This window comes from Acidovorax sp. SUPP2539 (assembly GCF_030158975.1).
Lineage (GTDB): Bacteria > Pseudomonadota > Gammaproteobacteria > Burkholderiales > Burkholderiaceae_C > Paracidovorax.
Genome location: NZ_BQXJ01000002.1, coordinates 107079 through 132660 on the forward strand (window position 1 = coordinate 107079; position 25582 = coordinate 132660).

The window sequence follows — 25582 nt, forward strand, 5'->3', positions numbered from 1 at the left end:
ACATGGCAAACCCGTGGCAAGTGCGTGACAGGTGGACGGCACGGGGCCGCCCCGGGGCGGCGCCCGTGCCCGGAGCGGGCCGCTGCGCCTTGCCCCGCGCAGGTTACCCGCGCTGCGGAATCTCCAGTCCGCGCGCCACGGCGGGCCGGGCCACAAAGGCATCCAGCACCCGCTGCACCTGCGGGAAATCGCCAAAGCCCACCAGTTCGCGCGCTTCGTAGAAGCCCACCAGGTTGCGCACCCACGGAAAGACGGCGATGTCGGCGATGGTGTAGTCATCGCCCAAGATCCAGTCGCGCCCGGCCAGGCGCTGCTCCAGCACGCCCAGCAGGCGCTTGGATTCGGCCACGTAGCGGTCGCGCGGGCGCTTGTCCTCGTAGTCCTTGCCGGCGAATTTATGGAAGAACCCGAGTTGGCCGAACATGGGGCCGACGCCGCCCATCTGCCACATGACCCACTGCAGGGCCTCGTAGCGCGCGGCCGGGTCCTGCGGCAGGAAGCGGCCGGTCTTCTCGGCCAGGTAGACCAGGATGGCGCCCGATTCGAACAGCGCCAGCGGCCGCCCGCCCGGGCCATCGGGGTCGAGGATGGCGGGGATCTTGTTGTTGGGGTTGAGCGAGAGGAACTCGGGCGAGAACTGGTCGTTGGTGTCGAAGCGCACCAGGTGCGGCTCGTACGGCAGGCCCAGCTCCTCCAGCAGGATGGAGACCTTCACGCCGTTGGGCGTGGGCAGCGAATACAGCTGCAGCCGCTCGGGGTGGCGCGCCGGCCACTTGGCGGCGATGGGGTGGGTGATGGAGCGAGCGGTGGCGGTGCCGGGGGCAGAGGGCGTCGTCGTCATGGTTTTTGCGGGCCTCGGGTGAGCGGCCGGGGTGGCCGGACGGGGATCGAACAGGCGTCGAACCGGGGCGCTCATTACACCCCCAGGGCCCGCGGCGGCGCTGGCGCCGCGCGCAGTAACCCCAAGGCCGCTCAGCCCTTCACCAGTCCGCTGTCCACGATGAGGTTCTGCCCGGTCACGGCGCGCGACCAGGGCGAGAGAAAGAACAGCACCGCGTCGGCGAACTCGGCCGGTGTGGTCACGCGGCGCAGCGGGGTCATGCCGGCGATGAGGTCGAACACCGCCTCGGGCGTGGCGCGGCTGGCGTCGGTGGTGCGCAGCAGGCCGCCCGACACCATGTTCACGGTGATGCCGTGCGGCCCCAGGTCGTTGGCCGCCGTGCGGGTGAGCGACAGCAGCGCGGCCTTGGCGGCGGTGTAGTCGTGGTAGGGCACCACGGGGTTCTGGAACAGGTTGGTGCCCACGTTCACGATGCGCCCGAAACCCTGCGCGCGCATGGCGGGCAGCGCGGCCTGGAGGGTGTTCAGCGCGCCCTTCACGGCGCCGTCGATCTGCTGCTGAAAGCGCTCCCAGGCGATGTCGCCGATCTGCGGGCGGGCGTCGCCGTCGAAGCGGAACTGCGCGAGCGCGTTGTTGACCACCGCGCTGATGGGCTGGCCGGTGCGCTCGTGCGCCTGGGCGAAGAGGCGCTGCACGGCGGCGGCATCGGTCACGTCGGCCTGCAGGGCGATGGCGCGCGGGCCCAGTTCTTCGGCCAGGGCGCAGGCGGCCGTGTCGCTGGTCAGGTAGTTGATGACCACGCCGGCGCCTTCGCGCGCCAGCGCCCGGGTGATCGATTCGCCCAGGCCCCGGGCACCGCCGGTGACCAGGACCCATTGTTCGGACAGTTGCATGGTGGTGTCGCTCGCGTGGTGTGAAAAAAGGACCGGGGCCGGGCGTGGTCAGGCCGACGCGGCATACCCCAGCGGTTGCAGAAAGGCGCCGGGCTGCGCGCGGTGGCACAGCAGCGTGAGCTGCTGGCGCGCCCGGGTCATGCCGACGTAGAGGGTGTTCTTTTCCTGCGCGTAGGGCGCCTGCGGCACGGGGAACACGCCCTGCTCCAGGAACGGGATCACCACGTGGTCGAACTCCAGGCCCTTCACGTCCTCGATGTTGGCCAAGACCAGGCTGGCGGAACTGCGCAATTCGCGCTGGCGCTGCTCGGCGGCGTTCAGGTGCAGGAAATAATCGCGCGCGCTGGCAAAGCCTTTCGCCGCCTCGCACAGTCCGGCCAGGTTGGCGAGGGCGTCCTCGCGCCGCTGGCGCGAGACGAACACCTCGCGGATCACGGCGTCGATCTGCAGGGCCTGCAGCAGGCGCGGCAGGGTGTCCTGGCCGCCTGCCTCGCGCGCCACCTCCAGGGCCTTGCGCAGGCGCCGCTGCATGGCGGGCTCGACGTTGGCCACGATCTGGTGGGTGAAGAAGTTCTGCAGGAACAGCGGGTTGTCGGTCACGCTGCGGATGGCGTCCTCCAGCAGGGCCTGCTGCGACTCGTGCTCGCGCCCGGCCACGACGATGCGCGCGCCGCAGAAGAACACCAGCGCCCGCATGAGCTTGTCGCGCGTGCGCGGCTCGGACACGCTGTCGAAGTTGTCGGTGGCCACGGCCAGCAGGCCGCGCACCAACAGCACCTCGGGCCGCAGCAGATAGCTGTCGAAGCCGCTCACGGTGTAGGGCACGTTGTCGGCCAGCAGCCGGTTCTCGATGCCCACCGACTGGTTGGAGTGGCGCAGCAGCACGGCAAAGCCCGCCATGCGGGCGCGGGGCCGGGCGCGCCACTGCTGGGCCGCCTGCGCGACGAGGTCCACGCAGTGCGCGGCATCGTCGTAGGGCCGCAGCTCCACCGCGGTGTCGTGCCCGGCGAGCGAGTCGTAGGGCTTGGCCGCCAGCCGCCCGGCCTTGGCCGCGAGCTTCTTGCCGAAGCGGTGGCTGGGCGTGAGCCGCAGGCGCGCCACCGGGCGGCCGGTGTGCGCGGTGATGGCATCGCCCATGAAGGCCGCATCGGCCCCGTGGGCGCCGTAGATGACCTGGTCGCGATCGCCCACGCCGCAGAAGGTGCACTGCGTGGTGTCCAGCAGCTCGCGCAGCACGCGGAACGCGGCCTCGTTCATGTCGTGCATCTCGTCGACCAGCACGGCCTGCACGCCGCGCGGCCAGCGCGGCAGGCCGGCCGCGGTGTCGCCGCCGTGCAGGCGCCGGGCCAGGTCGTAGGTGGCATCGAAGGGGCCGCGAAACAGCGGCTCGTCGGCCAGCTCGCGCCGGCGGATGCGCTCGTAGGCCAGGAACACCTTGAGCTGCGTGTACCCCACGCCGATGGCGGCCGCATGCTCGGGCGAGGCCGGGCCGCCCTCGCGCTCCAGCTCGTCCTTCATCGTGCCTTTGAGCCACACGCTGGTCGCCAGGAACTCCTCCACGAAGCCGGTGTCGCCCAGCGTGGGCAGCAGCAACTCCTCGCGCCAGCGCTCGTGCTCGTTGTCTTCCACGCGCTGCACGGCCTGCCAGACGAAGGGGCGCAGTTCCTCCAGGTGCCGGTGGTGCGGCACGGGGGCCTCGTACTGGTCGGCCAGCATTTCGGCGCAGAAGGCATCGAACGTGGCGATGCGAAAGCGCTGCGCCACGGGCGCGGGCACGCCGACCTTGCGCAGCGCGGCCTGCAGCGCCTGGCAGGCGGTGGCGGTGTGCGTGAGGGCCAGGCAGCGCTCGGGCGCCACGCCGCGCGCCCAGGCCTGCCCCATGCGCAGGGCGAGCGTGGTGGTCTTGGCCGCGCCGGCGTTGGCCTCGATGACCAGCGTGCGCTCGGCGGACTGCTGGATCGCCAGCTGCTCGGCCGTGGGGTCGATCTGCTTGGCCTGGAAAAGGGGAACGGTGAGGGGGGTGGTCGCCAAGGGATTCTTTTCAGGCAGGGCCCCGGCGCGGGCGCAGGGTGCGAAGCGGCAAGGGCGTGAGGGCGCGAAGGCCTCAGCGCCGGCGCTCGGCGCTCACGTCGATTTCGCCGAAGACGGTGATGCCGTTCGAGCCCTGCCCGCCGATGCCGTGCGTGCCGCGCGACGGCGCCTCGGACGGCGCGCCGCCCGCGCAGCCGGCCAGCAGGCCCACGAAGGCCAGGGCCGCAAGGCAGCGGGCGAGCGCGTTCATGCCTCGCCCCCCAGGTGCTTGCCCAGGATGCCGGCCAGCTCGAACATGGTGACCTGGTCCTTGCCGAACACGGGGCGCAGCTTGGCGTCGGCGTTGATGGCGCGCTTGTTGGTGGCGTCCTGCAGGCCGTTGGCCTTGATGTAGTCCCACATCTTCTTCACGGCCTCGGGCCGGGCGACCGGTTCCGGCCCGATCACCGCGGCCAGGGCGGCACTCGGGGCCTTGCCGGCCGCGGGCTTGCGCGGCGCCTTGGGTGCGGCCGGGGCCTTCTTGGCGGCGGCTTTGGCAGCGGTCTTGGCGGCAGGCTTCGCCGCCTTCTTGGCCGCGGCCGACGTCTTGGCGGCCGCGCCTGCGCCGGCCTTTGCAGCGAACGTCTTGCGCGGCGGGAATTTGCTCTCGCGCTGCTCGAACTCAAAGTTCACCTTGCCCGCCTCCTTGTCCCAGGCGAGGAACGCCTTGAACGCCCGGCGCGTGCGCATGCTCACGAACTTGTCGAGCAGGTCGGTCTTGCCGGTGGCCAGCAGCTTGCTCATCTGCGCGCGCTCCACGGGCTGCTGCAGGATGATCTTGCCGCTCTTGAAGGTGCAGCTGGGCGTGGGCTGCGCCGCCGTGGGCACGGCCTTGCTGCACACGTAGTTGCTGCCGTGCTCGTACACGGGCGCGCCGCACACGGGGCAGGCGCCCAGGCTTTCCTGCTCCGAGAAATCGACCAGCTCGCCCGATTCCTCGGCGTTCTTGTCGTCGCCGAAGTCGAACTCCAGCTTGTAGTTGTGCGCCTCGTCGTCGTAGACGATGCCCACCTCGGCCGTGAAGGGCCAGCCGGCCTTGGAGCGAAAGCCCTCCAGCGGGCCGATCTTCTTGTCGCGCAGCAGCTGGTCGGCCTCGGCGGTCTCGAAGGTGCGGCCGGCCGGCGACTTGCCGAACGAGAAGCCGCAGGCGTCCGAGCCGTCGCCGGCCTTGCCCACGCAGGCGTAGCGGCGGTAGTTCTCCTTCACCACGCCACCGCAGTTGGGGCACGGCGCCGAGAGCGTGGCGTAGTCGCCGGGAATGGTGTCGCGGTCGTATTCCTTGGCCTTCTTGACCATGCGCTCGGTCATCCGGGCGATGTCGGCCATGAAGGCCTCGCGGCTGAGCAGGCCCTTTTCCATCTGCGAGAGCTTGAACTCCCAGTCGCCCGTGAGGTCGGCGCGGCACAGTTCCTCGACCTCCAGCCCACGCAGCAAGGTCATGAGCTGGAAGGCCTTGGCCGTGGGAATCAGCTCGCGGCCCTCGCGCAGCATGTACTTTTCGGTCAGCAGCCCTTCGATGATGGCCGCGCGCGTGGCCGGGGTGCCCAGGCCCTTTTCCTGCATGGCCGAGCGCAGCTCCTCGTCGTCGATCTGCTTGCCGGCGCTTTCCATGGCGCCCAGCAGCGTGGCTTCGGAGTAGCGCGCGGGCGGCTTGGTCTTGAGGCCCTTGGGCTCCACGAAGTCGGTGCGCACCATCTCGCCGGGCTGCACGGGCACGAGGTTCTGGCCCTTGTCGCCTTCCTTGGCGCCCTCCACCTCGTCGGCCGCTTCCTTGCCGTAGATGGCCAGCCAGCCGGGCCGCACCAGCACCTTGCCCTCGGTCTTGAAATGGTGGTTGACCACTTGACTGATCCGCGTGGTGACCATGTATTCCGCACTCGGGAAGAACACCGCCATGAAGCGGCGCACCACCAGGTCGTACAGCTTCTGCTCGGCCTCGGACAGCCCGCTCGGGGCCTGCAGCGTGGGGATGATGGCGAAGTGATCGCTGACCTTGCTGTTGTCGAAGATGCGCTTGTTGGGCTTCACATAGTTGCCGTCCAGCGCTTGGCTGGCAAAGGGCGCCAGGTGGCGCATGCCGCTCGTGGCCAGCATGCCGAAGGTGTCGCGCGCCACGGGCAGGTAGTCCTCGGGCAGGGCGCGCGAGTCGGTCCGCGGGTAGGTCAGGGCCTTGTGGCGCTCGTACAGGCTTTGCGCCAGGGCCAGCGTGGTCTTGGCGCTGAAGCCGAACTTGCCGTTGGCCTCGCGCTGCAGGCTGGTCAGGTCGAACAGCAGGGGCGAGGACTGCGAGGTGGGCTTGGATTCCTCGGTGACGCTGGCCGCCTTGCCGCGCACCGCATCGGCGATGGCCACGGCGTCGGCATGGTTCCAGATCCGGTCGGCCTTCGCCTCGGGGTCTTCGCTCTTCTTCCACTGGGGGTTGAACCACTTGCCCAGGTACTCGCCCGCCTCGGCATGGAAGCCCGCATGCACTTCCCAATAGTCGCGGCTCACGAACTTGCGGATCTTTTCCTCGCGCTCGACCACCAGCGACAGCGTGGGCGTCTGCACCCGGCCCACGGTGGTGAGGAAGAACCCGCCGTCGCGCGAGTTGAAGGCCGTCATGGCCCGCGTGCCGTTGATGCCCACCAGCCAGTCGGCCTCGGAGCGGCTGCGCGCGGCGTGGGCCAGGCCCTGCATCTGCTGCTCGGAGCGCAGCGCCTCGAAGCCGTCCCGGATGGCCTGCGGCGTCATCGACTGCAGCCACAGGCGCTTGACCGGCTTGCCCAGTCCCTTGCCGTCGGGCTTGGAGCCGCCGGCGTACTGCTCGATCAGCCGGAAGATCAGCTCGCCCTCGCGGCCCGCGTCGCAGGCGTTGATGAGCTGGGTGACGTCCTTGCGCTTGGCCTGGCGCACCACGGCCGACAGGCGGCTCTTGGTCTTGTCCACGGGCTTGAGGTCGAAATACGGCGGGATCACGGGCAGGTGGGCGAAGCTCCACTTGCCGCGCTTGACGTCGAATTCCTCGGGCGCCTGGATCTCCACCAGGTGGCCCACCGCGCTGGTGACCACGTAGCGGTCGTTCTCGAAGTGGTCCTCGTGCTTGTCGAACTTGCCCGCCACGGGGGTGAGCGCGCGCACGATGTCCTGGGCCACCGAGGGTTTTTCTGCAATTACCAGTGTCTTGGTCATGTTGTGGGTTTCGCCGTTGAAAGGCGCTTCTACAATCCGCTTCTCACACGCGTACACGCGCACGCGCCTGTGTGCCTATTCAAACTAACAGAGTTTTGCCATGCCCCGCACCGCATCGCCCGCAGCCCCCCCGTCCGCACCGGGGCGCCGCCTCCAGACCCGGCGCTCGGGCGTGCATGGCAAGGGCGTCTTCGCCGTGCAGGATATCGCCGAAGGCGAAGTGCTCATCGAGTACACGGGCGAGGTCATCAGCTGGCAGGAGGCCCAGGACCGGCACCCGCACGATCCCGCGCAGCCCAACCATACCTTTTACTTCCACGTGGATGAAGACCACGTGATCGACGCAAAGTTCGGCGGCAATTCATCGCGCTGGATCAACCACAGCTGCGACCCCAACTGCTTCGCCGACGAACGGGACGGCCGGATCTTCATCACCGCCCTGCGCAACATCGCCGCGGGCGACGAGCTGAACTACGACTACGGCCTCATCATCGAAGAGCGCTACACCCCCAAGCTCAAGGCCGAATACCCCTGCTGGTGCGGCAGCGCGAACTGCCGGGGCACGCTGCTGGCGCCCAAGCGCGGCTGGGCGCCGCCGGGCATGGCGCCTGAAAAGCCGGCCAAGGCGAACAAGGCCGGCAAAGAAGCGAAGCGCGGCCAGGGCTCCCGCAAGGCCAACAAGGCATCGCCTACCACCGAAACCGCCGCGCCGCCCCCGCCGGGCGGCAAGGCGCGGAGTCCCCGCCGGTGACCGGCCGCTCCCCCGACGCCCCCATCCGCTGGCCCGCCGAGGCCATCTGGGAAGCCGTGGCCCCCGTGCTGCCGGGCTTCACCGTGGAGGTGCTGCCGAGCATCGACTCCACCAACACAGAACTCATGCGCCGCGCCCGCGCGGGCCTGACCGAGCCCACCCTGCTCGTGGCCGAGCTGCAGACCGCCGGCCGCGGGCGGCTGGGCCGGCCCTGGCGTGGCGCGGTGGGCGATGCGCTCATGTTCTCGCTGGGCATGCCGCTGGCGCCGGCCGACTGGTCGGGCCTGTCGCTCGCCGTGGGGGTGAGCGTGGCCGAGAGCCTGCAGCCCACGCCGCTGGCGGGTGCCGCGCGCATCGCCCTCAAATGGCCCAACGACCTGTGGCTGGACGGCGATCGCAAGCTGGCCGGCATCCTGGTGGAAACGGCGAGCCTCGTCGCGCCCGGCTGGGAAGCGCATGCCGCCCCCGCCACGCGCTACGTGGTGGCCGGCATCGGCATCAACGTGCAGCCGCCGCAGGCGGACGGCATGAACACCCCGCCCGGCAGCCTGCAGGACGTGGAGCCCGGCCTGGATGCGCCCACGGCGCTGCAGCGCATCGCCGCGCCGCTGGTCGCCATGCTGCAATCGTTCGAGGCCTATGGCTTCGCGCCGGTGCAGGCCCGGTTCCACCAGCGCGACGTGCTGAGCGGCCGCACGGTGACGCTGAGCGATGGCACCACGGGCACGGCCCATGGCGTGGGCGAGGATGGCGCGCTGCTGGTGCACACCGCGCAGGGCATGCAGGCCGTGACCAGCTCCGAGATCAGCGTGCGGCCCGCCGGCCCGTCGGCGCCCCGCTGACCGAGAAAGGCCCACCCATGCTGCGCGCCGCCGTCCTGGTTCTGCTGCTGGCCAATGCCGGCTACTACGCGTGGGCGCAGGGGCTGCTGCGCTCCTGGGGCTGGGCGCCGCCCGAGCAGTCGGAGCCCCAGCGCCTGGAGCAGCAGATCCAGCCCGAGAACCTGCGCCTGGGCCGAGCCAACGGAGCGGGCACCACCCCCAACGCAAACGCGAACGGGGGCGAAGCGCCTGCCACCCCGCCCGCTCCCGCCTCCACTCCCGCCCCCAGCACCAGCGAGGCCGCGCCCGCATCGGCCCCGACCGTGGCCGCCGCCGAACCCGCGCCCTGCCTGCAGGCAGGCACGTTCGAAAAGGGGCAGTTCGATGCGCTGCGCACCGCCACGGCCGGCCTGCCGGCGGGCAGCTGGACGCTGGAGCCGATCTCGCTCACCGGCCGCTGGATGGTCTACATGGGCCGCTTCGCCGACGAGGACACGCTGGAGAAGAAACGCGCCGAACTGCGCGCCCGCAAGGTGCCGTACGACCGGCCGGGCGCGGCGCTGGAGCCGGGCCTGTCGCTGGGCCGCTTTTCCACGGAAGAGGCCGCCGAGCGGGCCCTGGCCACGCTGGGCACGCAGGGCGTGCGCACCGCCCGCGTGGTGCAGGAACGCACCGATGCCACGGGCTACGTGCTGCGCCTGCCGGCCGCCACCGCGGCCCTGCGCACCCAGGCGGAGGGGCAGTTGCGCGGCATGCTGGCCAGCCGGCCGTTCCGCGCCTGCGGCTGACCGGCCGGCCACGCCGGCCTGGGCTCCCCGCTCAGGCCAGCAACCGCAGGCTGCCGGGGCACAGCGTCTGCACCAGCTCTTCCATGCCTTCGACCAGGGCGCTCACCAGGGCATTCGGGCCTTCGGAGGGCAGGTCTTCGGCGAACACGATGGCCTGGCTCAGCACCGACTCCTCCAGCACCACGGGCGGCAGGCCGTGCTGCTGCAGCGCCCAGTCCATGGCCATGAGGGCGGCCGGGCCGTTGCCCTCGTCGAAGGGGCGCAGGCTGACCAGGGCCTGGTACAGGCGCGCGGCCCGCTCCACGGCCTCCAGGCGGGTCAGCGCGGGATAGACCGCATCGGCCGGCGAGATCCAGGCCGACAGCGTTTCCAGGTGGCGCGTCAGCGAGGCCGCCATGGGATAGGCGCGCTGCTCGCCCGCACCCGGCGTGAGGAAGCGGGGGGCGAGCACGCCCGGGTCGCCGAAGACGGTGGAGCCCGAGGTGCCCGCAGCCAGCCGCTGGAATTCGCGCGTGCGTGCCCGGGGTCCGCCGGCCGGGCAGCCGTTCAGGCGCCAGCCGATCTCCAGCAGCCGCTCGGGCGTGATGGACTGGCCCGCATGCAGCCAGGTGCCCACGGCCTGGGCGGCGTCGGCCCAGGCGTCTTCCGTGCCCACGCCATCGGTGCGCAGCACCAGCGACAGGCCGCTGCGCCAGGCATTCACCTCGGCGCGCAGCCCCGCGTTCTTGCGCAGCACGCCCAGGCATTCCTGCCAGCCGACGACCACGCCGTCCAGCCGCGCGGCCAGGCGCGCCTGCTGCGGCGGGTTCCAGCGGGGGGCCTGCAGCAGGTTGGACAGCAGCGCCACGGGCGTGCCCGTCAGATCAACGGCGGGATGGTCCCGCACGGCGGCCGGCACGTTGTGCAGCTGCAGGTTGTGCGACAGGTCCAGCAGCTGCAGCACGGGCATGCGGGCCATGGCCTCGGGCACATTCTGCAGGCCGCAGTGCGTGAGGATCACGGTCGCCAGCCGCGGGGCCTGCGCCAGCGATTCGGGCAGCTCGCGCAGGCTGAAGTTGGCCGACAGGTCCAGCATTTCGAGGTGCTGCAGCCAGGCCAGGGCCTGCGGCACTTCGGTGACCACGCAGTTGCGCGCCGTGAGGGTGCGCAGCCCCCGGCACAGCGCCAGGGTCTCGGGCAGGCGGTGAAAGCCCGTGTTGTCCGACACGTCCAGGTGCTTGAGATGACGCAGGCGGTCCAGCCCGGGCGGCAGGGAGGACAGGCGCAGCACGCGCAGGTCCAGTTGCCACCCTTCCTCGCCCAGGGCGTGGCAGGCCAGCACGCGCTTGACGGCCTCCTTGCGGCGTTCGGCGAACGTGGCGGCGGTTTCGCCGTCGTCGTCCAGGTCCGCTTCGGGGGTGCGCAGGCGGCCGAGCATTCGGGCCCACAGGCCCTGCTGGCGGGGAGGCGGCCGGTTGGGATCGGCATCGCACCACTCCTGCAGTTCGCGCATCCAGCGCTCCATTTCGGGGGTGTCGGTGCCAGCGCGGCCGGCGGCCCGGGCAGCGCCGTGCCCCTGGCCTGCGTGGTGGCGGCGCAGGAAGCGGAAGGCCGAGGCGCCCTCGCTGGTCGCGGCGCTGCCCTCGGCACCGGGGCTGTGGGGTACGCGGGCAAGGACGTCGGTGGTCGCGTTCATGGCATGGGCACGCGGGCAAACGCGTGGTGAAAGGTTGGTGATGGAACAAACCCGTCCAACTGCGACGGGATGCATCCAATCTACGGACCGGGCCCCTCGCGCCATGGTGCGGATGCGATGCCTTGGCCGCGCATACGAAATTTCAGCGCGGCAGCAGGGTGCAAAGGGCTTCCTCCATCCCCTGCATCACGGCGTCGAAAAGCGCGTGCGGCACGCCGCCGACAGGGGCCGAGGCGAAGACCGCGGCATCGGTCAACGCGCTGTCGGCCACCGTCCCGTCCTTCGCCACCAGCCCGGTCATGGCTTCGGCGTCCAGCGCGACGGGCGGCAACCCATGCTGCTGCAGGGCCCAGTCCATCGCCATCAGCGCGGCCGGGCCATTGCCCTCCTCGAAAGGGCGCAGGCTCTCCACCGCCCGGTACAGCAGCGTGGCCCGCTCCATGGCCGCCAGCGGAGAAGCCGGCCCGTGGCCCTGGGCCAGCCAGGTGTCCAGCGCCGCGAGATGGCCGGGCAGTGCGAGGACCGGGGGATAGTCGAGGTGGCTGGCGGTGAGGCCCTGCGCATCGGCCGGGAGGCGCTGGAACTCCATTGCCCGCAGCTGCGCCCCGCCGGCGGGGCGGCCGTTCAGGCGCCAGCTGATCTCCTGCAGGCGCTCGGTCGTGATCGGCAGGCCCTGGCTCAGCCAGCCCCGCACGGCCGCGTCCGCATCGGCCCAGCCGGCCTCGGTGCCCGCGCCATCGATGCGCAACGCCTGAGAGAGCGCATTGCGCGCCTTATCCATCGCCGCACGCGATGCGCTGCCGTCCCGCAGCAAGGGCTCACAAGCCCGCCAGGCGCTCGAGAGTTGTCCCACACGGGTTTCCAGCGCAGCGCGCTGCTCGGGGGACCACGGCACGGGCTGCAGCAAGCGGTCCGTGAGGGCCACCGGCGTGCCCTGCAGTGCGAGGGCAACGTGGCTCTCGCGCAGGCCGGGCGGCAGCGTGTGCAGGCCGCGGTTGTGCGACACATCCACGGTCCGCAGCGCCGGCATGTCCGCCATGCCCGGCGGCAGATAGCTCACGTCGCAATGCGGCACGCGCAGCTCCCGCAGGCGGAGGGCTTGCGTCATGGCCTGCGGCAATGCCTTGAGAAAAGGGTTGGCCGACAGGTCGAGTTTTTCGAGGTTCGGCAACTGGAACAGGGCGGGCGGCACGTGGCTGACAAAGCCGTTGCAGGCCGTGAGGCTGCGCAGGTTCCGGCACCCGGCCAGCCCTTCGGGCAGGGATTGCAGGCCGGTGTTGTTCGACAGGTCCAGCGCCTCCAGATGCGCCAGCCGTTCCAGGCCCGGCGGCAGGCTGGAGAGTCCCAGCCCGCTCAGATCGAGCGTGCGGCCATCGGCGCCTTGCGCATGGCAAGCGAGCAACCGCTGCATCGCCGTCTCGCGGTGCTCGGCCAAAAGCGGCAAGCCGTGATCACCCTTCCCGGCGCTGGCCTTGCGCCCCAGTGCCCGCAGGCGCCCGAACAGCCCGTGGCGGCCCGAGACGGCCCGGTGCGGATCGGCGTCGCACCAGCGTTGCAGCTCCTGCTTCCACCGAACCGTGTCGAAGGACGCTGCGCGGGGCGGTATCGCCCCCGGTGCAGCGGCCCCCGCGCGCGATCGCAGCGCCTGGGTGTGCGTGTCGGCAGAGGCCGGCGTGGAGCGCGAGGAGGGCGACGGCACCGCAGCGGGGGGCGGGGCTTCGGAGCGGTGCGTGAACGGCTCCTGTTTGAACAGGGTGGAAAGCGATGGCATGGCAGGGCGGACACGCGGCAAGCGCGTCGCGGGCAGGGGGTGGGCAGGCCCGCGGGACGGGCCAGGGGACCCGCAATCTACAAAGCCGGCCGGACCCGCCCTGCCCGGGCTGCGAACGCCATGACCGCCATGCGAAGCGCCCTGCGCGCACGCCGCACGGCCAGCCCCGCCCCGAAAGCGCGCGGCGCGCCCTGTCCGTTCACTGCCGCGGATCGGTCGCCAGCAGCCACTCCACCAGCGCGCGCAGATCGGACTGCAGCCGCGCGAAACCGGCCGGCTCGATGGCCAGCGTGCGCTCGTCCATGTAGAGCTTGCGGTTGATCTCCACCTGGATGCTGTGGCGGTGCGCCGCCGGGTGGCCGTAGCGGCGCACCAGCTCCACGCCCTTGTAGGGGTGGTTGTAGTCCACGCTGTAGCCGCGCTCGCGCAGAAAGGCGCAGATCGCCTGCGACAGCGCCGGGCTGGCGGTGGTGCCGTCGCGGTCGCCGATCACGAAGTCCGCGTGGTGCAGGCCCGGGTGCAGCGTGGCGTGGCTGGCGGCCACGGCGGGCATGGAGTGGCAGTTGATGTGGATGCTGTAGCCGTGGCGGGCATGGGCCTCGTCGATCGCCCGGGCCACGGCCGCGTGGTAGGGGCGCCAGCAGCGATCGATGCGTGCGCGCGCTTCTGCCACGAAGAGCAGCCGGTCGTAGATGGGCACGCCCTCGTCCGTGAACTTCCAGATCAGCCCCTTGCCCAGCCGCACCTTCTGCAGCACGACGGGATCGGTGGTGACGGGATCGGTCCACGCAGTGTCGAACCCGGCCTCGAACATGCTGGCATCGACCTCGGTGGTGTCGCGGTTGGCGTCCAGGTAGATGCGGGGAAAGTGCGCTTCCACCCAGGCCGCGCCCAGCGCGGGGGCGAAGGCGTAGAGCTTCTCGACGTGCGTGTCCTCGGCGCGGCGCAGCGTGGGCAGGTCGATGGCGGCGCGGAAGTCGTCGGGGTAGGTGGTGCCGCTGTGCGGCGAATCGAGTACCAGGGCCGTGCGGCCGGGCACGGCGGAGAACATGGCCGCTGGCGCAGCAGCCGCAGCGACGGCGGGCGCGCCCGCCGCCCCTGGCTCGGCGGCCTGCAGCCGGTGCCGGCGTTGGATCAGTTGCAGCGCTGCATGCGTCGGCGCACTCCTGCGAGGTCAGTCGAGCTGGATCTTGGCATAGGCGGCCACTTTCTTCATCTTGTCGATCTCCCGCACGATCTGCTGCGAGAAGTCCGCGGGCGAGGTGCCCGAAGCATAGAGCCCCTGCCCGGCCAGGCGCTCGCGCACCGCCGGCTCCCGCAGGGCCGCGGCCACGGCCTGCTGCACGCGCAGCACGGCGGCGGCGGGGGTGGGCGCCGGCGCCACCAGGCCGAACCACGAGGGCTCGTTGGCCTGGGGAAAGCCCAGCTGCGCATAGGTGGGCACCTCGGGCAGCACGTCCAGCCGCTCGGGCCAGGACACGGCCAGGGCCTTGAGCTTGCCGGACTTGACGTGCGGCAGCGACGAGGCCACCTGGTCGAAATACACCGGTACCTGCCCGCCCACCACGTCGTTGATCGCCGGGCCGGCACCGCGGTAGGGAATGTGCACCATGGAAGTGCCCGTGCTGCTCTTGAACAGCTCGCCCCACATGTGGCCGATGGTGCCGTTGCCCGGCGTGGCGTAGGACACCTTGCCGGGGTTGGCCTTGAGGTACTTCACCAGCTCGGCGAAGTCCTTGACCGGCAGGACCTTGGGGTTGACCACGATCACCCCGGGAGCCTTGACGATCTCGGTCACGCCGGCGAAGTCCTTGACGGGGTCGTAGGGCAGCTTGGAGAACACGGCCGGGTTCACGCCATGGGTGGACAGCGTGGCCACGCCCAGCGTGAGCCCGTCGCCCGCGGCGCGCCCCACCTCGGCCATGCCGATGGAGCCGCCCGCGCCGGCGCGGTTCTCGATCACCACGGGCTGGCCCAGCAGGCGCTGCAGCGGCTCCTGCAGGGCACGGCCGGCGATGTCGGTGGCACCGCCGGGCGGGAAGGGCACGATGATGCGCAGGGGCTTGTCCTGCGCGAAAGACATTCCAGGAAGGACAGTTGTGGCAGCCATAGCTGCGATCCATTGACGGCGTTGCATGGAGATTTTCCTCGGAAGAGGGATAGAGATTACCGAACTCGGTGCCCATTGAAAAGCAATTGATGTGCCTGTTAATATTCCATTTGAGAATGTTTTAAGAACCTGAACGCCATGTCCTTGCGCCGCCTCAATCCCCCGCTGCACCTGCTGCGGGCCTTTTGCACGGTAGCGCGTTTCGGCGGCGTCTCCCGCGCGGCCGAGGCCCTGCACCTGACGCAGAGCGCGGTCAGCAAGCAGGTGCAGGAACTGGAGCGTTGGGTGGGCATCGCCCTGTTCGAGCGCAGCCGCAAGCGCCTGACCCTCACCCCCGCCGGCGAACGCTACGAAAAGGCGGTGCGCTCGCTGCTCGCCCGGCTGGAGGCGGCCACGCTGGAGCTCATCACCAGCAGCGACGGCGGCGGCGCACTGCACCTGTCCGCCCTGCCCACCTTCGCCGCCAAGTGGCTGATCCCGCGGCTGCCGCAGTTCCAGCACCAGCACCCGCAGATCACGCTGCATTTCGTGCCCTTCGTGCACGGCTACGACTTCGCCAACCCCGACCTGGACTGCTCCATCCTCTTCGGCGACGGCCACTGGCCCGGCGCCCGCGCGCACTACTTGGCCGGCAACGACGTCGCGCTGATCGCCCCGCCCGCCGGCGCGGGCGATGCCGCGCCCCTGCGGACCCCGCGCGACGTGGTGCGCAGCGCCCTGCTGCGCCACGTGTCGGTGCCCGACGCGTGGGCGCGCTGGAGCGAGGTCCATGGCGTGCCTGGGCTCGATGCGCTGGCCGGCCCGCAGTTCGACCAGTTCGAAAGCATGATCCGCGCCGTCTCGGTGGGCATGGGCGTCGCCCTGGTGCCGCGCTGCCTGGTGCACGACGAGATCGCCGCGGGCGTGGTGGCCGAGCCCCTGGCCCAGGGCGGCTACGCCAGCGCGCTGGGCTACTGGTTCTGCTACCCCGAGGCCCGAGCGCAGCTGGCCACGCTGGACCGGTTCCGCCAATGGCTGCTGGACTCGGCGGCCGGCCCGCACGCCGCGCGGGCGGACTGACAACCGCCCCGCGCCGGGGTTCGAGCAAAAACAGCGCCATGCCCTAGTACTGATTGCCCTATTTGCTATACAAAATATAGCAAACACCGCTTTCTGCGCCATGGGCCGGCGCCCCGCACCACCTACCCAATCGGGTAGTGGCGCCCCCGCCGAACGCATGCTGCAATCCGGCCTTGACCCGGGCACACACCGGGCGGGAGGAACGATGAAAACCACGGGAACACCGGCAGGGAAAGCCACGCACGACGATGGCATCCGGTTCATTGCGCAGCGGGAATCCAACGCCAGAACCTACGCGCGCACCTTCGACCGCATGATGGCGCGCGGCAGCCTCTCCAGGGTGTGGGACGTGGAGGGGCGCGAATACATCGACCTGCTGGCCTGCGCCGGCGCCCTGCCGCTGGGCCACAACCACCCGCAGGTGATGGAGCAGGTGCAGTCCTTCCTGCAGTCGGGCCACATCCTCCAGGGGCTGGACATCGCGACCCCGGCCAAGCTGGAGTTCCTTGAGCAACTGTTCCAGACCCTGCCCGCCTCCTTCGCGGACGAGGCCCGCATCCAGTTCTGCGGCCCCACCGGGTCGGACGCCGTGGAAGCGGCCCTGAAGCTCTTTCGGATCGCCACCGGGCGCCAGAGCGTCATCGCTTTCCACGGCGGCTACCACGGCATGACCTCCGGCTCGCTGGCGCTCATGGGCAACCTCGGCCCGAAGAACCCCTTGCCGGGCCTGCCGGGCCACACGCACTTCTTTCCCTACCCCTCGGACCGCCGCTGCCCGTTCGGCGTGGGCGGCACCCAGGGCGAAGACCTGTCGCTGCAGTACCTGGACAACGTGCTGCGCGACCCGGAAAGCGGCATCACCCAGCCGGCGCTGGTCATCCTGGAAGCGGTCCAGGGCGAGGGTGGCTGCATTCCCGCATCGCCCCGGTGGCTCAGGAAGCTCCGCGAGATCACGCACCGCCACGGCATCCCCCTGGTCATCGACGAAGTGCAGACCGGCTTCGGCCGCACGGGAACCATGTTCGCGTACGAAGCGGCGAACATCGTTCCCGATGCCGTGGTGCTGTCCAAGGCCCTGGGCGGCGGTTTCCCGCTGGCCGTGCTGGCCTACCACCGCCGCTACGACCAATGGCTGCCGGGCGCCCACGCCGGCACGTTCCGCGGCAACCAGATCGGCCTGGTGGCGGGCGCGGCCACCATGCAGATCCTGCGCGACCAGGACCTTCCCCAGCGCGCCGCATCGCGCGGCGCCTACCTGCAACGCAAGCTGCGGGAGCTGGCCGAGGACCTGCCCTGCATCGGCGACATCCGCGGCCGCGGCCTCATGGTGGGGGCCGAGGTCATCTCGGCACCGGAGGCCGGCACGCCTGGTGTGCTGGACGGCGCGCTCGCCAAGGCGATCAAGCGCGAGTGCTTCCTGCAAGGCGTGATCCTCGAGACCGGCGGGCGCCACGGGGCCGTGATGCGGTTCCTGCCTGCGCTCACCATCACCGAGCCGGAGATCGACGAGGCCATGGGCCGCATCCGCAACGCCATCGAGCGCTGCCTCGAACGCGACGCCCTGACGGCCTGAGCCCCCCACCCCGCCTTTCCCCACCTTCCTGCCAGGAGACGAGACCTTGGATTTCAAGAAGCAACACTACGCACGCTTCAGCGTACCCCCGCTGTCCGAACAGGCCATGCGCGAATTCGACACGCTGGCGTTCGACCCCTACACCGGCGGCAAGCAGCGGTACCGCCGCTTCTCGCAATTCAAGATCGGTTTCGAGGGCGGCGAGTGGCGCACCGAGCTGCTGCCCCACCGCCCCTTCATCCAGTCGAAGAACTACAACGGCGTGGTCGGCGGCGTGCAGCGCCAGTTCGAGCCCATCCGCTTCGACCCCACGCCGCAGGTGGCGGCGGGCGCGATCGCGGCGCAACTCGATACCCGGCAGGTGTTTCAGATCAACGTGCACCAGGTGCGCGTGCTCGCCGACGCGGACATCCCGGGCGTGACCGTTCCCGAAGGCCCCCACCGCGACGGCCACGACTTCGTGATGAACGCCATCTTTGCGCGGCACAACATCACCGGCGGGGTCAGCCAGCTCATGCCCACGGGCGGCGGCCCGTGCTTCTTCGAAGACATCCTGCAGGAGAACGAAGCCATCATCGTGGCCGACGACCAGATGTGGCACAACGCCACGCACATCCTGCCCAAGACCGAGGCCGGCGGCCACCGGGACATCCTGATCATCTCGTTCAACGCCTGGGAGCGACGGCGCTACGGCGAGGAATTCGAGCGCCGGCAAGGGGCCATCGCCATCGACGAGGCCGTGCCCGCCTGATGCCGCAGCCGGTCCCTGCCCCATGACGCCCGTCACCGGCAAGCGCCCGCTCACGGCCTTGCTGTGGGCGATCAACCTGTCGTCGATCTCCGCCAGCGTGCTGGTGTACATCTATCTGGCGCACCATGCGCTGCGCGATCTGGACAGTCTCCTGGTTTCGGAGTTCGTCCTCTTCGCGCCCATGGTGGTGCCGGTGCTGCTGGCGTTCCAGCTGAACCAGCTAACGGGCCGGATGGAAGTGCGCCGGCTCCTGCGCCTGGCCAACGTGGCCGCCGCCGCGGCGTGCCTTGCGCTATTCCTGGCCACCGACCTGGGGCCGGCCATGGTGCTGCTCGGCGCCACGGTGATCGGCGCGCTGGATGCCGTGCAGCGGGTGGCCCGCATCGTCGTCATCAAACGGTACTTCTCGCCCGAAGAGGTTCGGTTCACCGTGCCCCTGACGCTGACCGCGCAGTTCATTGCCGGGGCCGTGGCGGGCGCCATCCTGGCCTTCTTTCCCACCCAGATCACGGCGCTGGGCGCGGCCGTCGCCACCACGGCGCTGTTCGCCTGCGCGGCACTGTGCACCTGGCTGATCCCGCCCGCAGCCACCCCCACGGAGGCACCGGCCGCACCGGCCAGCCTGTGGCAGGGGCTGCGCATGCTGCGGGACGTTGCGCCACTGCGCCAGGCCATGGTCGGCTTCGTGCTGTTGGGCGCCTTCTTCCAGGGCTTCTACAACATCTCGCGGGTGGCCCTGCCGGCGCACCACCTGGGCCTGTCGCAGCAGTACGTCGGGCTGCTGCAGATCGTCGCCAGCCTGGCCGCGGTGACGGGCGCGCTGTACTTCTACGTGCAGAGCCGGCGCGGCCAGGCATTCCACCTGCGCTACATCTGCCCGGCCTGCGCGGCGGCGATGGTGGGCGCCTGCCTGTGGCATTCGCCGGCCGTGAGCTACCCGCTCTACTTCGCCTACTTCTTCCTGTTCGAGCTGGCATTCTTCCGGCTGCAGGCGGACATCATGGCCGCCACGCCCCGGGACCAGATGCCGGTGGTCGCCACCCTGCAATACGCCCTGGTGTACGCCGGCATGATGCTGGCCATCTTTTTCGGGGCCTTCTCGGTCCAGTGGTTCGGCATGCCGATCACGGCGGCGCTCTTTGCGGCGGGCTTCGGCCTGGCCCACCGTCTCCGGCGGCTGGCAGCGGACCGCGTGCCGCCGGCGCCCTCCCTTGAAAGAAACCGATGACCGAACGACATGTCGTCTTCGTGGACAGCACCCTGTCCGGATTGCTGGCCTTCGAAACCGCGAAGAAGCTCGGCTGCCGGGCCACCCTGATCGAGCCGCTCGATTCGTCGTTCCTGGCCATCTCGACCCGGGACCGCAGCCGCATCGACCCCCACCTGCTGCACCTCGACGAGCACCGGACCGTGCCCACGATCGCGGTGGACGCGCTGCTGGCCGAACTGCGGGACATCGCCACGCGGCACCCCATCCACGCGCTCGTCACCACCTCGGAGGCGGCCATCCTGCCCGTGGCCGAGGCGGCGCATGCCCTGGGCCTGCCCACGCCGGCACCGCAGGCGCTGCGGGACGCGGTGTTCAAGGACCGCTGCCGCCACGCACTGGCCCGCGCGGGCCTGCGCGTTCCCCATTACGAGGTGCTGACCGAGGCGCAGCTGCTGGCCGGCCAGGGCCGCACCCTCCGCGCGCCGCTGGTGGTCAAGCCGACGCGGGGCTTCGGCAAGCAGTTCTCGGCGGTCTGCCAAACCGAGGCGCAGTGGGATGCCTTCGTCGCGGCGCTGGCGCGCGAGCGCGCCGCGTCGGACCCGATGGTCAACCAGATCGTCAACCACCACTACATCGTCGAGGAGTACGTGACGGGCTCGCTGCATTCGACCGAGGTCATCCTGAAAAATGGCCGCCTGCAGTGCTTTGCCACCACCACCCGCTACCGCTCCCGGCACAACGACCTGCTGGAGATGGGGTATTCGATGCCCTCCGGGCTGGCGCCGCGCCAGGCCCGGCGGCTGGAGCAGTACGTGGGCGACGTGTGCCGGTGCCTGGGCCTGGACTTCGGCCTCTTTCACGTGGAGACGCTGTACGCGGAGGACGGCCCGTGCCTGGTGGAAGTCAACGGCCGCATGATGGGCGGCGTGGGCCCGCAGGTGTACCAGGCCCTGTCCGGGCGCGACGCCTTCGACCTGCTCTTGCGCACCTACCTGGGCGAAGCGGTCGAGACCGACCCGCAGGCCATGGACGGGGCCGCCACGGTGGTGCTCATCGGGGCGAAGAACGAAGGCGTGGTGTCTTGCGCCTTCACCCAGGACCGCCTGGACGCCCTGCTGGCGCGCCACGGCATTTCGTTTTGCACGCTGCGCCTGGCGCCCGGCATGCCGCTGCGGCGCTTCGACGGCAATGTCTCCGTGCTGGGGCATGCGATCGTGCATGGGCCCGATCCGCGGGCCTCGGCGGTGCGGGGCGATGCGTTCCTGCGCGACTTGGATGCGCTGCTGGGCGTGGAACTGGCGAAGTACCTCGAAGCCCCGGGCCACATCGGCGCGCTGGACCCCACGGCGCTGCTCGCCACCCTTTGAATGAACCGGGGCCGGCCGGATCGGGCCCGCCCCGCCCGTCACTCCCCGCGCACCTCGGCCACCATGCGTTCGAGCCGCGCGGCATCGACGACCACCAGCGCGCGGCCGTCCTTTTGCAGCACGCCGGCCTTGACCAGCACGCCCAGTTCGCGCGTGACCTGCTCGCGGTTGGTGCTGATCTGGCTGGCCAGTTCGGCGTGGGCAGGCGCGGGCTCGATGCGGGCCTGGTTGCCCTGCACGCCGGCCGCACGCGCCAGGCGCAGCAGCTCGGCATGCAAGCGGTTGTGCACGCCCAGGGTGCTCAGGTCGATCACGCGGTCGGACAACTGGCGCACCAGCGAGGCCAGGTAGTGCATCACCCGCTGCGCGACCAGGGGCTCGTCGCGCAGCAGGGCCAGGAACCCGTCGCGCGAGAGACTGGCCACCAGGGTGGCGTCCAGCGTCACCACGTCGGCCGAGCGCGGGCCGCCGTCGATGGCCGCGATCACGCCGATGTGCTCGCCCGGTTCGCAGTCGCGGAAGGTGACCTGCCGGCCGCTGGCCGAATAGGTGGTGATGCGCAGGCGGCCCGCCACCAGGAAGAACACGTCGCCGCCCTCGGCCGCGCGCGACAGCAGCGGCTGGCGCGCCGGCAGCTGGTGCCAGTCGCACTGCTGCGCCAGCCGGTCCAGGCACGCATCGCCCAAACCCTCGAACAAGGGAATGCGGCGCAGGGCGAGGCTGGATCGGGCGGGGGGAGCGTTCATGCGGGCAAGGCCGTGGCCGGGAAAGAAACAGGGAGGGCCCGGGCGGCGCCAGGGCATGCGGGAAGGCCGGTGGGCCCGACCGGGTGCCGCATTATGCTCAGCGCCGCCCCGGCGATCGGCCGGGGCGGATTCCATCGACCCACCACACGCCTTCTTCCGTGCCCGCGCCACTGCCCCGCCTGACCCTGCCCTCCCCGCGCAACCTGCGCTGGGCCAGTGGCGTGGTCCTGTGGCTCTATGTGGCGCTGCACCTGGCCACGCACGCCACCGGGCTGGTGTCGCTGGCCGCGGCCGAAGCCACGCGGCGTGCCGTGCATGGCGCCTGGGCCACGCTGCCGGGCACCGTGCTGCTCTATGGCGCGGTGGCCGTCCACCTGGCCATGGCGGGCGCCGCCGTGTGGCAGCGCCGCAGCCTGCGCATGCCGGCCGTGGAGGCGCTGCGCCTGCTGCTCGGGCTGCTGCTGCCGCTGCTGCTGGCGGCGCATTTCTCGGGCACGCGCTACCTGGGCGAAATCGACGGGCTGGAGCCTTCCTACGTGCGCATCGTGCGGGCCATTTGGAGCCCGGAGGGGCTCTGGCTGCAGCTGGCGCTGCTGCTGGCGGCCTGGACGCACGGCTGCCTGGGCCTGCACCTGGCGCTGCGCATCCGCCCCCGGTGGCAGCGCCTGCAGCCGGTGCTGCTGGCCGCCGCCGTGCTGCTGCCCGTGCTGGCGGCGCTCGGCGTGGTGTCCATGGGCCGCGAGATCGCCTGGGCGGCGCTGGGCGCCCCCTCGCCGTCCGCACAGGCCGCCCAGGCGTCGCGCACCCTGACCGAGGGCCTGCGCACCGGCTGGATCGCGCTGGTGGCGGCGCTGCTGCTGGCGCGCTGGGCCTTCGGGGCCCTGCGCGAGCGCGGGGGCCGGGGGCGCATCAGCCTGCGCTACCCCGACCGCACGGTGCAGGTGCCGCGCGGCTTCAGCGTGCTGGAGGCCAGCCGGGAGCACGGCATCGGCCACCTTTCGGTGTGTGGCGGCCGGGCGCGCTGCTCCACCTGCCGCGTGCGCGTGCAGGGCCCGGCCGAGCACCTGCCCGCCCCCCGGCGCGACGAGCAGCGCACCCTGCAGCGCGTGAACGCCCCGCCCGGCGTGCGGCTGGCCTGCCAGTTGCGCCCGCGCGGCGACATCGCGGTGACGCCGCTGTTCCAGCCCGGCGCGGCGGCGGCGGCCCGGCCCCTGGGGCGCGAGCGCCAGGTCGCCGTGCTGTTCGTGGACCTGCGGCGCTGGTCGGGCCTGGCAGAGCGGCAGTGGCCCTTCGACCTGGCCTGGGTGCTGGACCAGTATTTCGACCGGGTGGGCGCCGCGGTGCGCGACAGCGGCGGCCTGGCCAACCAGTTCATCGGCGACAGCGTGATGGCGATCTTCGGGCTGGACACCGACCTGCCCACCGCCTGCGCCCAGGCGGTGCGCGCGGCCGCCCTCATCGAGCAGCGCATGGACGCCTGGGGCGGCTCGTTCACCGACCAGTTCGGGCAGCCGCTGGACTTCGGCATGGGTTTGCACGCCGGCACGGTGGCGGTGGGCGAGGTGGGCTTTCAGGACACGACCACATTCACGGCCGTGGGCGAGGTCGTCAACACCGCCAGCCGCCTGCAGGACCATTCGAAGGTGGTGGCCGCCCGGCTCGTGCTGTCGCTGGAGGCCGCGCGCCTGGCGGGCGTGGCCGATGCGCTGGGCCCGCCCGAGCCCGTCACCGTGCGCGGCCGGTCGGCGCCGCTGCAGGTGCTGTACGTGGCCCATCCCGCGCAGCAGTGGGGGGAGCCGCGCTTCGGCGGCGGCGCGCCATCGCCCGCAACGGCGGGGCCCTGGTTTGATCCGCCGTGAACGTGGACTCTGGTTGATAGGCGACAACCCGAGACGGGGGCCAGAAAGCAATCACCCCGTGTTGGCGATCCGAACGACCCGGCATCGGCAAGTTTGCCGGGACGGAAAAGGCCAACCGCCGCTGGCGCGCTCCACATGCGTTGCATATGTCGAAAGTGCAGCGTCGCAGCCGAGGCCCGCAAGCCAGTTAAGCCGTAAAGAAGGCGGTGGCACAAGTGGCCGAAGCTGCGCTGGCGGTCACCTTGTGATTGGCGAGATGCCGCGCCACGATGGCATAGCCCACGGCATAACCAGCATGCCTTGGGATGTTCTCCTTTGCGCTCCCGAAAAACCAACTGGCATGGTCGTACCAAGTCGCATCAAGCATGGGCTCCATGCGCGTTCTCATCCTGTCCGACTCCACCGGCGATAGCGCGGTGGCATAGAACGGGATTCGACCGAAAACCTGCGCCTCGAAATGAAACGCCAAGCCTTCTGAAATAAGTGCCTCTCTCAAGGTGCTGCCATAGCCGACGGTTCGGCCTCTGACGCAGTGGTGGACCTCGTGCGCGAACAGAGCAGGGACGGCCGTTCGCATGCAACGCGGAAGGTTGCTGTTGCGCGGATCAATCTTCATGTGAAGAAGATGAGGGCCTTCCGCATACCCGTTTACTCCGAGCTCAGGAATGACGGCATTCGTCGCATAGGTCAGCACATCCAGGCGGTCTATCGCAAGAACGGCCGATACCTCAGCAGCAGCTCCGCTCAACAGGTCGCGCAATTCAGGCTGGAAGTGGGTCAGCTGATTTGCGGCGTCAGGGAAGTGGAACGTGATACTCATTTTTGCCTGATCCCTGTGCGGAGACACCCATGATGGTTTGCGCACTCAAAGTGCGGGGTCGCTGCCGATGGCCGAATTCTGTCGAAGTGGAGTGGCGATGAGGAGCCAGTTTCAGCGGTGATCGTGCTGTCGAGTGCTTGATATGGCGCTGCCTTCCCACAACAAGCCTGCGCCAAAACCAAGAATGACTAACGGCACCCCAAACCAACCGGAAAATGCAGTCAGCGCCTTGGATAAAAAAAACCGCGACTACGAGTGCGATCAAAGTTGAAATGCCCACTCGCCAATGCAACGTTAAAAGCACAAGTAGTTCGACCACAGAATCCATGAGCTCAATCCCAGCATTCAAAGCGGCATTCTGGCTGATGCCTGCTCGACGTTTCTATATTTTCGACCTTCGCTCCGTGCGCACTGCCTGGAGTTCGAGCGCCTCCATGAACATGTCGCAGCGACCGACATCTGCTTTTCATGGTCATCGAAAACATCTGCCCATTCCGGCAGAGGTAGCAACTCGGCAGTGATAAGCGCTTCACAGGGCAGGCGGGCGCCTGTCGCCCACGAAAAACCGCTTTTAAACGCGTTTCAAGACGTTTTTCGGCGCGCAACGTCCGATCCGGCCACCCGCGTAACGCGATGTTGCAGTGCGGCATTTTTCCCTCGGAAGCGCGGCCCTGTCGGACGCGGCGGCGGCCGTGGGCGCACGGGCCGGTAGGCGACAGACCTACACAAAACTGTGCGTTTTCGCACAGACCTGGCGGGTCCGGCGGCGCAAACTGGCTTCCATGCAGACGCAATCCGGCGCTGCAGTCCAGTTGAATCGATCCCAAGGAAGGAATCACTACCATGAACCGCAAACACCTCATCGCCATCGCCGCCATCGCCTTTGCCGGTGCCGCATCCGCCGCCCCCGTGTCTCAGGAAGACCAGTTCGGCGCCCAGCCCGTCGAGCAAGGCCAGCCGCTGACCCGCGCTGAAGTCGTGGCCGACCTGAACCTGTGGAACCGCGCCGGCCTGAACCAGTTCGAAGCCGCCGACCGCACGCCCGATGCCGATCCCGCCTACCAGATGCGCCTGGCCCAGTACCAGCGCGAACGCAGCGGCCCCGAGTACCTGGCCGAAGTCCAGCGCGTCGGCGGCGGCCACAACGTCGCCGGCATGGCCTCCAGCACCACGATGAACTGATGCCCCGCGCATCCCGGCGCGCCCAAGGCGCGCCACACCCCCGAGCCCCCGTGCGCGAAGCACCGGGGCTTTTTTCATGGGCGGCGCTTTTCACCCCACCGTGGACCAATGCGTTCCCGCTGTG

Annotated in this window: 21 protein-coding genes; 10 read left to right on the top strand and 11 right to left on the bottom strand. The window is 70.2% G+C overall.

The genetic code is table 11. From position 1 onward, the window contains the following. Window positions 1-103 precede the first annotated feature (103 nt). The 5 genes from AVTE2539_RS08170 to AVTE2539_RS08190 form a co-directional block, all read right to left on the bottom strand. Window positions 104-841 carry a glutathione S-transferase N-terminal domain-containing protein gene (locus tag AVTE2539_RS08170; protein ID WP_284409642.1) on the bottom strand — a complete coding sequence of 246 codons (738 nt, stop codon included), beginning with the start codon at window positions 839-841 and terminating at the stop codon, window positions 104-106. 131 nt (window positions 842-972) lie between these two features. Beyond that, window positions 973-1734 (bottom strand): 3-oxoacyl-ACP reductase, encoded by a 762-nt coding sequence (locus AVTE2539_RS08175; RefSeq protein ID WP_284409643.1) that lies wholly within the window; start codon window positions 1732-1734, stop codon window positions 973-975. Between the two features lie 48 nt (window positions 1735-1782). Next, window positions 1783-3765: a UvrD-helicase domain-containing protein gene (locus tag AVTE2539_RS08180; RefSeq protein WP_284409645.1), complete on the bottom strand. Its 1983-nt coding sequence runs from the start codon at window positions 3763-3765 to the stop codon at window positions 1783-1785. A 73-nt stretch (window positions 3766-3838) separates the two neighbouring features. After that, complete coding sequence (locus AVTE2539_RS08185; RefSeq protein WP_284409646.1) at window positions 3839-4015, bottom strand: hypothetical protein; 177 nt, start codon at window positions 4013-4015, stop codon at window positions 3839-3841. Beyond that, window positions 4012-6975 carry a DNA topoisomerase III gene (locus AVTE2539_RS08190; protein ID WP_284409647.1) on the bottom strand — a complete coding sequence of 988 codons (2964 nt, stop codon included), beginning with the start codon at window positions 6973-6975 and terminating at the stop codon, window positions 4012-4014. Before AVTE2539_RS08190 ends, AVTE2539_RS08185 begins: the two co-directional genes overlap by 4 nt. Before the next feature lie 100 nt (window positions 6976-7075). Here AVTE2539_RS08190 and AVTE2539_RS08195 point away from each other — a divergent pair, with 100 nt between their 5' ends. From AVTE2539_RS08195 to AVTE2539_RS08205, 3 genes are read left to right on the top strand one after another with little or no spacing between them, the layout of a single operon-like run. Continuing rightward, a complete protein-coding gene (locus tag AVTE2539_RS08195; RefSeq protein ID WP_284409648.1) occupies window positions 7076-7726 on the top strand; it encodes an SET domain-containing protein in 651 nt (216 codons plus the stop codon). Next, complete coding sequence (locus AVTE2539_RS08200) at window positions 7723-8568, top strand: biotin--[acetyl-CoA-carboxylase] ligase (protein WP_284409649.1); 846 nt, start codon at window positions 7723-7725, stop codon at window positions 8566-8568. The genes AVTE2539_RS08195 and AVTE2539_RS08200 overlap by 4 nt, the downstream gene beginning before the upstream one ends. Before the next feature lie 17 nt (window positions 8569-8585). Next, the gene (locus AVTE2539_RS08205; RefSeq protein ID WP_284409650.1) at window positions 8586-9335 is read left to right on the top strand and encodes an SPOR domain-containing protein; all 750 of its coding nucleotides are present in this window, start codon (window positions 8586-8588) and stop codon (window positions 9333-9335) included. A 31-nt stretch (window positions 9336-9366) separates the two neighbouring features. On the opposite strand, the gene xopAC (AVTE2539_RS08210) is transcribed toward AVTE2539_RS08205, so the two are convergent. The 4 genes from xopAC (AVTE2539_RS08210) to AVTE2539_RS08225 form a co-directional block, all read right to left on the bottom strand. Then, the gene (gene xopAC, locus AVTE2539_RS08210) at window positions 9367-11010 is read right to left on the bottom strand and encodes a XopAC/AvrAC family type III secretion system effector (RefSeq protein WP_284409652.1); all 1644 of its coding nucleotides are present in this window, start codon (window positions 11008-11010) and stop codon (window positions 9367-9369) included. Between the two features lie 142 nt (window positions 11011-11152). Further along, entirely contained in the window at window positions 11153-12781 is a 1629-nt protein-coding gene (xopAC, locus tag AVTE2539_RS08215) for a XopAC/AvrAC family type III secretion system effector (protein ID WP_284409655.1), read from the bottom strand. Between the two features lie 199 nt (window positions 12782-12980). Next, window positions 12981-13832: an N-formylglutamate amidohydrolase gene (locus AVTE2539_RS08220; protein WP_284409657.1), complete on the bottom strand. Its 852-nt coding sequence runs from the start codon at window positions 13830-13832 to the stop codon at window positions 12981-12983. Window positions 13833-13955: 123 nt separating this feature from the next. Beyond that, a complete protein-coding gene (locus AVTE2539_RS08225) occupies window positions 13956-14918 on the bottom strand; it encodes a tripartite tricarboxylate transporter substrate binding protein BugE (RefSeq protein WP_284409659.1) in 963 nt (320 codons plus the stop codon). A 111-nt stretch (window positions 14919-15029) separates the two neighbouring features. Here AVTE2539_RS08225 and AVTE2539_RS08230 point away from each other — a divergent pair, with 111 nt between their 5' ends. The 5 genes from AVTE2539_RS08230 (at window position 15030) to AVTE2539_RS08250 (ending at window position 20851) form a co-directional block, all read left to right on the top strand. Next, window positions 15030-15950 carry a LysR substrate-binding domain-containing protein gene (locus AVTE2539_RS08230; RefSeq protein ID WP_284409661.1) on the top strand — a complete coding sequence of 307 codons (921 nt, stop codon included), beginning with the start codon at window positions 15030-15032 and terminating at the stop codon, window positions 15948-15950. Between the two features lie 205 nt (window positions 15951-16155). Further along, the gene (locus tag AVTE2539_RS08235) at window positions 16156-17523 is read left to right on the top strand and encodes a diaminobutyrate--2-oxoglutarate transaminase family protein (protein ID WP_284400787.1); all 1368 of its coding nucleotides are present in this window, start codon (window positions 16156-16158) and stop codon (window positions 17521-17523) included. Between the two features lie 46 nt (window positions 17524-17569). Then, window positions 17570-18274, top strand: a complete 705-nt coding sequence (locus AVTE2539_RS08240; RefSeq protein WP_284409663.1) for a 2OG-Fe dioxygenase family protein — start codon at window positions 17570-17572, stop codon at window positions 18272-18274. 22 nt (window positions 18275-18296) lie between these two features. Beyond that, the gene (locus AVTE2539_RS08245) at window positions 18297-19502 is read left to right on the top strand and encodes an MFS transporter (RefSeq protein WP_284409665.1); all 1206 of its coding nucleotides are present in this window, start codon (window positions 18297-18299) and stop codon (window positions 19500-19502) included. Next, entirely contained in the window at window positions 19499-20851 is a 1353-nt protein-coding gene (locus AVTE2539_RS08250; protein WP_284409667.1) for an ATP-grasp domain-containing protein, read from the top strand. The genes AVTE2539_RS08245 and AVTE2539_RS08250 overlap by 4 nt, the downstream gene beginning before the upstream one ends. 38 nt (window positions 20852-20889) lie before the next feature. Here the strand turns inward: AVTE2539_RS08250 and AVTE2539_RS08255 are convergent, their stop codons facing one another. Then, a complete protein-coding gene (locus AVTE2539_RS08255; protein ID WP_284409669.1) occupies window positions 20890-21597 on the bottom strand; it encodes a Crp/Fnr family transcriptional regulator in 708 nt (235 codons plus the stop codon). A 158-nt stretch (window positions 21598-21755) separates the two neighbouring features. Between AVTE2539_RS08255 and AVTE2539_RS08260 the strand changes: the two genes are divergently transcribed. After that, window positions 21756-23456, top strand: coding sequence for an adenylate/guanylate cyclase domain-containing protein (locus AVTE2539_RS08260; protein WP_284409671.1), 1701 nt, complete (start codon window positions 21756-21758; stop codon window positions 23454-23456). Window positions 23457-23643: 187 nt separating this feature from the next. Here AVTE2539_RS08260 and AVTE2539_RS08265 read toward each other — a convergent pair whose 3' ends face one another. Then, window positions 23644-24276: a DUF2268 domain-containing putative Zn-dependent protease gene (locus tag AVTE2539_RS08265; protein ID WP_284409673.1), complete on the bottom strand. Its 633-nt coding sequence runs from the start codon at window positions 24274-24276 to the stop codon at window positions 23644-23646. Between the two features lie 843 nt (window positions 24277-25119). Between AVTE2539_RS08265 and AVTE2539_RS08270 the strand changes: the two genes are divergently transcribed. Next, a complete protein-coding gene (locus AVTE2539_RS08270; RefSeq protein WP_272566610.1) occupies window positions 25120-25458 on the top strand; it encodes a DUF4148 domain-containing protein in 339 nt (112 codons plus the stop codon). Window positions 25459-25582: the final 124 nt, after the last annotated feature.